Origin of the sequence: Streptomyces africanus (assembly GCF_002150735.1) — a bacterium.
GTDB lineage: Bacteria > Actinomycetota > Actinomycetes > Streptomycetales > Streptomycetaceae > Streptomyces > Streptomyces africanus.
This window is the reverse complement of record NZ_MUKA01000554.1, coordinates 1-647: the sequence shown is the minus strand read 5'-3', so window position 1 is coordinate 647 and position 647 is coordinate 1. Positions and strand designations below refer to the sequence as shown.

The window sequence follows — 647 nt, the reverse complement described above, 5'->3', positions numbered from 1 at the left end:
GTGGCGGCCGGCAGGGCCGGCTTGATCTCCTTCCACTTCGTGCCCAGACCGCCCTCGGCCAGGATCACGACCAGGGCCGCGTATCCGATGACCTGGGTCAGTTCGGCGTTGTCGAAGTGGATGTCGCCGACGCCGTCCTGGCCCATGGCGACGCCTATCCCCAGGTACACGAGCAGGCTGGGGAGCCCGCTGCGCGAGGAGATCCGTACCGCTGCGACGGCGACGAGCAGGACGAGCGAGCAGACGAGCAGGAGCTGGTTGAGGTGGTGAACAGTCAGCGGCCGAATCCTTCCCTGGCCCACCCGCACGCGCGCGTGGGCTCACGTACATCGCACATGAAGCTGTGGCGCATCGCGCCAACTACTTCGTTACCTTACCTAACTCTTGACGATTTCTTGACACTTCCGGGGGTGGGATCGAACGTTCGTCCGGGCCGGTTCCCGACTCCGCGTCAAGGGGCGCAGGACCCTGCGCCTATCGTTGCTCCAGCGCTCAGTTAAAAGCACAGCCGAACCTGCCGCTCGCGTTAGGACAGCAAGGACAGCGATGCCCCCCAACACCACCGCCTCCACGGGTCAGCAGCCCGCCAAGTCCGGCAGGAGAAAGGGGCGCAAAGCCCGCCTGGCCGTGATCGCCCTGGTGCTGGC

The 647-nt window shown here is 66.0% G+C and carries 1 pseudogene; it reads right to left on the bottom strand.

Annotation, left to right across the window (positions count from 1 at the left end):
* A pseudogene (locus CCL05_RS41945) lies at positions 1-308 on the bottom strand (potassium/proton antiporter); the annotation flags it as partial.
* Positions 309-647 lie beyond the last annotated feature (339 nt).